Consider the following 5,967-nt stretch of genomic DNA (forward strand, 5'->3'; position numbering starts at 1 on the left):
CTGCGAGACAGCGCCGATACGCTCATCGTCATCCCAAACCAGAATCTTTTCCGCGTTGCAGATGCATCGACTACGTTCGCTGACGCTTTCGCAACTGCGGACCGCGTACTTTATTCCGGTGTAGCCTGCATAACAGATCTTATGGTCCGCGAAGGGCTAATCAATCTGGACTTTGCCGATGTTCGGGCGGTGATGCGCGACATGGGCCGCGCCATGATGGGTACCGGGCAGAGCTCAGGTACTGGCAGAGCGATCGCAGCGGCCGAAGCGGCCATTGCAAATCCGTTACTTGATGTCGCTTCGATGAAAGGAGCCAAGGGGGTCCTGGTTTCCATTTCTGGCGGACGGGATATGACCTTGTTCGAAGTTGATGAGGCGGCCACGCGGATCCGCGAGGAAGTAGACGACGAAGCCAACATCATTCTGGGAGCCACGTTCGACAATGCTCTTGAAGGAACATTCCGGGTTTCGGTTGTTGCTACTGGCATCGATCCTGTTGATCGCGCAGACACAGTAGGTGCGTTTGGTAGTGGCAATGGGAACGTTTCATTCTTGCCACGGCGCGCGCTGTAGCACTGTAAGAGACCATGTCCAATCCGCTTCTCGCTAGTGGATCGAGTGGTTCTCCCCTGTACAGCTTGTTTGTGGTGTCTCGGTTCGACGTTTGTGACAATCCTAACGGTGCACCGGTGGATTGACGGCGACCATAGGCTCTGCGAATTTGTTTTAGGAGAGATCATGGCCGTCGATTGGGTTTCAACGCTGCAGGAGCAAGCAGACTTCGCAAAGCAGATCGCGGACGATGTTACACAAACGCTTGAGATCGCCGATTTGAGCGCTGCGCAGGCGGCCAGGCTTTACCGCGTGGTCGAGCAAGGCGCCCAGACCTTTGATCGCATCATCGAAGAAATGGAACAGCACGACATTGACGACGACCTTACCCAAGCGGCCGAGACGATAGCCGACATATGGACCAACCTGTCCGTCACGACTGCGAACAAGCTTCGTGTCATGCAGGGTCTGGCACCGATTGAGTTTCCGCCAGAGCTCCCTGAATAGGGGCGAGCCGTCTGATACGCTGCAGAGGTAATGTCCGATGAAATGAGATATCCTTTGAGGAGAAAGGTATCATGCCAATTCCGAGACCGCACTGTTCTAGAAATCATCCCGAGCGTTTTGATGCATGCCAGTTGGCGATTGAGGACAAACTGATAGAACTGGTCGGCCAAGCGTCCGACGTAGGCTGGCACAGGGATGAGATACTGTCGGCCATTATCGAAATAGCCGACAACCTATCCTTGGCGCGGCGTGACGATATCGCGCTCGCGATAGAAACCCAGTTGTCGAAATTGATAACGAAAAAGGATGTCTGAATTGGCTGACGCCAAAGCGCATCCAGCACGCCTTATCGTTGTGGTCGCATTCAGCCGAGAAGACAATGGGCAGCTTGTGCCTGCTACGATCCGATGCAGTTCGATACCCCGGAAGACGCCACTCGAATGGCGCGCTATCTCGCGGTAAAATGCGCTGGCGTCTTGGCGTGGGTTCGCGATGCACAGCCTGAGGCGGGAGGCTACGGGCCACCGACCATTCTGTTTCAATCTGGCGACGTACCGGAACTGGAGTAACCAATAGGCGATCAGAATGACGTGGGAAGCAAACATTCAAAACCTTGTCAAAATTGGCGCGGTCAAAATCACCCGGCGCGATGAGGCTGTCATTCACCAGCGCCTGGCAGACGCCGAGGCATATTTAACGGACGCTCGTATTGTTACGACAACTCAATCCCGCTTCCTGCTGGCGGCTGAAGGTGTGCGCCAGGTAAGTCTTGCGGTTGTCAACCACACCGGGATCAAAGCCATCCCCACCGCCCAGCACAAGATCGACGTGTCACAGCTGGCTGCAATGATCACACAGCTTGAAACCGTCGTTCCCGGTGCTGCAAAAATCTTGGGAGATTTCCGGCATATCCGCATACAACGCAAGAGCGCGTCGCCTGCCCCACAAATCTCGCTAAAGCAAGCGGCAGAGGCAGTGCATATCCTAGAGCAACTTCTCGCCCGTGCCCGAGTTCTAACAAATGTCGATAAAGATACTTAGATGACGTGAGCTAAGCGCGGCGGCGTGCCAGGTATTATTTCCACCGGCATATATCGGTCGCCGAAGCATGGGGCATGCGTGTAGCTATATATGGGACTCCTCAGAAGTGCTCTGGCACATTGACGGGACACAGAAATAGATCCCAAGCGGACCTCAAACACTCATGGCCATTCTTCAACGCTTCGCGAAGACATTCACTGAGTCACGTATTGTTAGCCGCACGGGCACCGCAACTTGGTCATCATGGACTCATGAACATCGAGCCTGTGAACACTGTCCGTGAGATTATGTCAGGTGCCGGCGCAAAGGCCAAAGACGAGGGCAACCAGAGGATACCGAACGCAATCAAACCATCACAAAGATGCTGAAGAGCGGTCTGAGTTGGAATAGCATCATCGATGCGACGGGACACTCAAGGTCTACATTGAGCCGCCGCGCGAAGAAGATGAATGGCTGTGGTATGCAAGGGTGTTCTGCCTGGCGCACCATGCGACGGGTCTGTTATGCGTATTTAGCGGGCCACCTGTAGTCTGTTTGTGGCAATCCGGAACAGGCATACTCATAGGTGAAGCGTCCGGTTCTGATATCTCGACACGCCCAAACAAGCTGGCCATACTGGTTGTAGAACTGATCCCAATCAGAACCAGTGCTGTACCCTCCCCCGCCGCCACGGCAGCCGCTGCTGCTATTAGCGCAAGCAATTGCCGCAGCGCCGACCAGCGCAACGGCAGCACCAGCAACTATAGCCGCGTTCTGTACTTTCACGAATCCGGGACAATCGCCCGGATAAATATTGCGCCGCGTTAGCTCTACCTCCAGGTCTTGCCTGAAGGTTGCACTTTGCGTTTTCAGGTAAGCACGACAAATTGATGTTTTATCCCCCTTGGTTTTGTCCTTGTAAAAGCTTTCGCTTGAAGTAGTACAGCCAGCGCAAATCGCTGCAATTGTCAGCAGCGAGACAATTCTTTTCATTTAGTTCCATCCCCAATAACTCCCGCAGGCAATCAATCGACATTGGTTCGCATCTACAAGCCCACCAATGGGATGTGTGAGGAGTTMTTTTATCTATTTTGACGAAGGTTGGCTTTCCCGTTGGCATGAGGCAACGGCCAAAGGTGAAATTAAGAAAAAGGCGCGTCGGTTAGCTACATAACGGGTACGCGTATCGCTTGGATGGAAGCCCGCTTAGAGCCTAACCACGGCATGGAATCCGCACCTGTACAAGCGCGGAAGTGGCGGATAAATGTTCGTTTGAAAATGCCGCTAAGAACGGTTTTTGATTGTGCCCGGAAATCTGTAATACTAGAAATGGACCAATGGAGAAATCCGCTTCGCACCAGCTAGCAGGGGCACGACCTCCCCGACGGGTCAAGAGCTGTTTCTGTTGGCGGGTCTGGATATTTGCCTAAGTTTTGGCGAGCGGCGTAGGCCAGCCTACCGAATCATTTCTTGAAACGCTCTGCTTCTTCGGACCCGGCCGTTGCATTGCCGGCACTGTAGGAATGTGCACCAGCGCCTGCGAGTTTCCCACCGTCAACGATCAGATACTCCTCACGAATGGGCCGCCCTTCGAACCAGCATTCAAGGATTTCTCGTGTTCCAGCTGCGTAACGCGTCTGGGCGGACAAGGATGTTCCGGAGATGTGCGGCGTCATTCCGTGATGCGGCATGGTCCGCCACGGATGATCTTTCGGTGCCGGTTGCGGAAACCAGACATCCCCTGCATACCCGGCCAACTGGCCGCTTTCCAATGCTCTGGCGACAGCATCGCGATTGCAAATCTTGCCGCGGGCGGTGTTCACCAGATAGGCGCCGCGTTTCATCTTCGAGAGCATTTTCTCGTTGAACAGGTTTTCCGTTTCCGGATGAAGCGGGCAGTTGATGGTCACGACATCACAAACCTTGACCATGTCCTCGACCGTGTCATGCCATGTCACGTTAAGTTCCTTTTCGACGGTGTCCGGAAGCCGGTGCCGGTCATGATAGTGAAGATGCATGTCAAAGGGCTTGAGACGACGCAGCACGGCCAGACCAATACGGCCTGCGGCGACTGTTCCAACGTGCATCCCCTCGACGTCATAGGAGCGGGCGACACAATCAGCGATGTTCCAGCCGCCTTTGACCACCCATTGATGGGAAGGAATGTAGTTTCGCACCAATCCCAGGATCATCATGACAACGTGTTCGGAGACACTGATGGAGTTGCAGTAGGTGACTTCCGCTACGGTAATACCGCGGTTGATCGCGGCCTGAAGATCGACGTGATCCGATCCGATTCCCGCCGTGAGCGCCAATTTGAGCTTCGATGCCTTGGCAATGCGCTCTGCAGTCAAATATGCCGGCCAGAATGGTTGGGAAATCACGATTTCAGCGTCATGCAGTTCCTGCTCGAACACTGAGTTCGGACCATCTTTGTCGGCGGTGACGACAAACGTGTGGCCAAGCGATTCAAGATATTTTCGCAGACCGAGTTCACCAGAAACGCTTCCGAGCAGCGTTCCCGGTTGAAAGTCGACCGCCTTGGGAGAGGGGAGCGTTTGGCCGCCGGGATAGTGGTCGATTTTCGGAAGACCGTCGCGTGCATATGATTTCGGATAGCCGTCGACCGGATCATCATAGAGAACACAAATTATTTTAGCCATGATCGTTCCTTTCCTACAGCGGAAACACACCTGACTAAGCCTGAAGCAAAGCCGGTTACATGGGATCGTCATGAGGTAAGCGAGAGGGTTCTCAGATCGAGCCCGAGAAACCCCGGCTCCTTGTGTTTCCTCGCTCGGAGGTTGCCGCGTTCCGCAGGCTTGTCTCACCGAACATTGGAATTCTCTCACGATAGGTAAACGTGTTCAAATCACTTCGAATGAACGAATCTCTTCGGCGTCAAGGTCGATAATGGGCATTGCGATGGGATGACGTCCTCCTCTTCTCGCGACGGTTGCAATCACCCCACTATGGCACGTCGATACCACCGAGGGCGTGTGTGTGTGTGTGTTGGGTGCGCGAATTTTGATCTGCATATGGCAGAAGCAACCGCTCTGATGTAGGCTGGACCATGGGCCTGATGAGAAAATTCATCGCAGATTGGTTCGGATATAATCGTGCCGCCCTTTCCGTTGCCGTAGTGTTACTCGGTAGCTTTTTGTCCGTATTGCCGAACGATGCACAGAACGCACGTACAGTGCTGGTCCTGCAACTCGAAGGCATCGTTGGCCCAGCCTTATCCGACTATATATTGCGTGGCTTGCGAACGGCGGCAGAGCGCAACGCGCCTCTCGTTATTCTGCAAATGGACACGCCCGGCGGTCTGGACACGTCCATGCGCGACATCATTCGTGGCATCCTCGGCTCCCCGGTGCCCGTAGCCACTTATGTCAGTCCAAGCGGCGCACGCGCAGCCAGCGCCGGCACCTACATTCTCTACGCCAGTCACATCGCGGCGATGGCGCCCGGGACCAATCTTGGCGCAGCGACGCCCATCCAGATCGGCGATTTGCCATTTCCAGGGGGCGGCGAGGACAAGAAGGACAAGGATCAGGACGCCAGGACAAAAAAGGATGGGGACGACACGGTCACTCCCCCTACGCCGCACAGCCCGATGGAAACGAAAGCGATCAACGACGCGACGGCCTATATCCGCTCACTGGCTGAACTGCGCGGCCGGAACGTCGACTGGGCCGAAAAAGCGGTGCGTGAAGCGGCAAGCCTTTCCTCCAGCGCGGCGCTCAAAGAAAATGTGATCGATATCCTCGGAACGAGCGTGGATGACCTTCTGGCGCAGGCCAATGGCCGCAAAGTCAGCGCGGGAGGAAATGAGATTACGCTCGATACCAGAGGTCTTCCTCTTGACCAGATCAACCAGGACTGGCG

7 protein-coding genes and 1 pseudogene are annotated in these 5,967 nt (G+C 54.8%); 6 read left to right on the top strand and 2 right to left on the bottom strand.

What is annotated here, in order from left to right; translation table 11 throughout:
- The 5 genes from ACXJ5O_RS16640 to ACXJ5O_RS16660 all read left to right on the top strand — a co-directional run.
- On the top strand, positions 1 to 573 hold a 573-nt coding region (locus tag ACXJ5O_RS16640; protein ID WP_457300859.1), incomplete at its 5' end, for a cell division protein FtsZ.
- 165 nt (positions 574 to 738) lie between these two features.
- Positions 739 to 1,059, top strand: coding sequence for a hypothetical protein (locus tag ACXJ5O_RS16645; protein ID WP_457300860.1), 321 nt, complete (start codon positions 739 to 741; stop codon positions 1,057 to 1,059).
- 71 nt (positions 1,060 to 1,130) lie between these two features.
- Entirely contained in the window at positions 1,131 to 1,373 is a 243-nt protein-coding gene (locus tag ACXJ5O_RS16650) for a hypothetical protein (RefSeq protein WP_457300861.1), read from the top strand.
- Between the two features lie 126 nt (positions 1,374 to 1,499).
- Complete coding sequence (locus ACXJ5O_RS16655; protein WP_457300862.1) at positions 1,500 to 1,628, top strand: hypothetical protein; 129 nt, start codon at positions 1,500 to 1,502, stop codon at positions 1,626 to 1,628.
- Between the two features lie 16 nt (positions 1,629 to 1,644).
- Complete coding sequence (locus tag ACXJ5O_RS16660; RefSeq protein WP_457300863.1) at positions 1,645 to 2,100, top strand: hypothetical protein; 456 nt, start codon at positions 1,645 to 1,647, stop codon at positions 2,098 to 2,100.
- Between the two features lie 501 nt (positions 2,101 to 2,601).
- On the opposite strand, the gene ACXJ5O_RS16665 is transcribed toward ACXJ5O_RS16660, so the two are convergent.
- Positions 2,602 to 3,072 (bottom strand): hypothetical protein, encoded by a 471-nt coding sequence (locus ACXJ5O_RS16665; protein ID WP_457300864.1) that lies wholly within the window; start codon positions 3,070 to 3,072, stop codon positions 2,602 to 2,604.
- Between the two features lie 470 nt (positions 3,073 to 3,542).
- Complete coding sequence (locus tag ACXJ5O_RS16670) at positions 3,543 to 4,742, bottom strand: NAD-dependent formate dehydrogenase (protein ID WP_457300865.1); 1,200 nt, start codon at positions 4,740 to 4,742, stop codon at positions 3,543 to 3,545.
- Positions 4,743 to 5,161: 419 nt separating this feature from the next.
- Here ACXJ5O_RS16670 and ACXJ5O_RS16675 point away from each other — a divergent pair.
- Positions 5,162 to 5,967 (top strand): annotated as a pseudogene (locus ACXJ5O_RS16675) (NfeD family protein); the annotation flags it as partial.

It is taken from the genome of Phyllobacterium sp. P5_D12 (assembly GCF_054049495.1).

What these genes read in the sequence shown, in the direction of transcription:
- ACXJ5O_RS16670 (WP_457300865.1), bottom strand. Translation starts at nt 4,742, where the DNA reads ATGGCTAAAATAATTTGTGTTCTCTATGATGATCCGGTCGACGGCTAT.
- ACXJ5O_RS16645 (WP_457300860.1), top strand. Translation starts at nt 739, where the DNA reads ATGGCCGTCGATTGGGTTTCAACGCTGCAGGAGCAAGCAGACTTCGCA.
- ACXJ5O_RS16660 (WP_457300863.1), top strand. Translation starts at nt 1,645, where the DNA reads ATGACGTGGGAAGCAAACATTCAAAACCTTGTCAAAATTGGCGCGGTC.
- ACXJ5O_RS16665 (WP_457300864.1), bottom strand. Translation starts at nt 3,072, where the DNA reads ATGAAAAGAATTGTCTCGCTGCTGACAATTGCAGCGATTTGCGCTGGC.
- ACXJ5O_RS16655 (WP_457300862.1), top strand. Translation starts at nt 1,500, where the DNA reads ATGGCGCGCTATCTCGCGGTAAAATGCGCTGGCGTCTTGGCGTGGGTT.
- ACXJ5O_RS16650 (WP_457300861.1), top strand. Translation starts at nt 1,131, where the DNA reads ATGCCAATTCCGAGACCGCACTGTTCTAGAAATCATCCCGAGCGTTTT.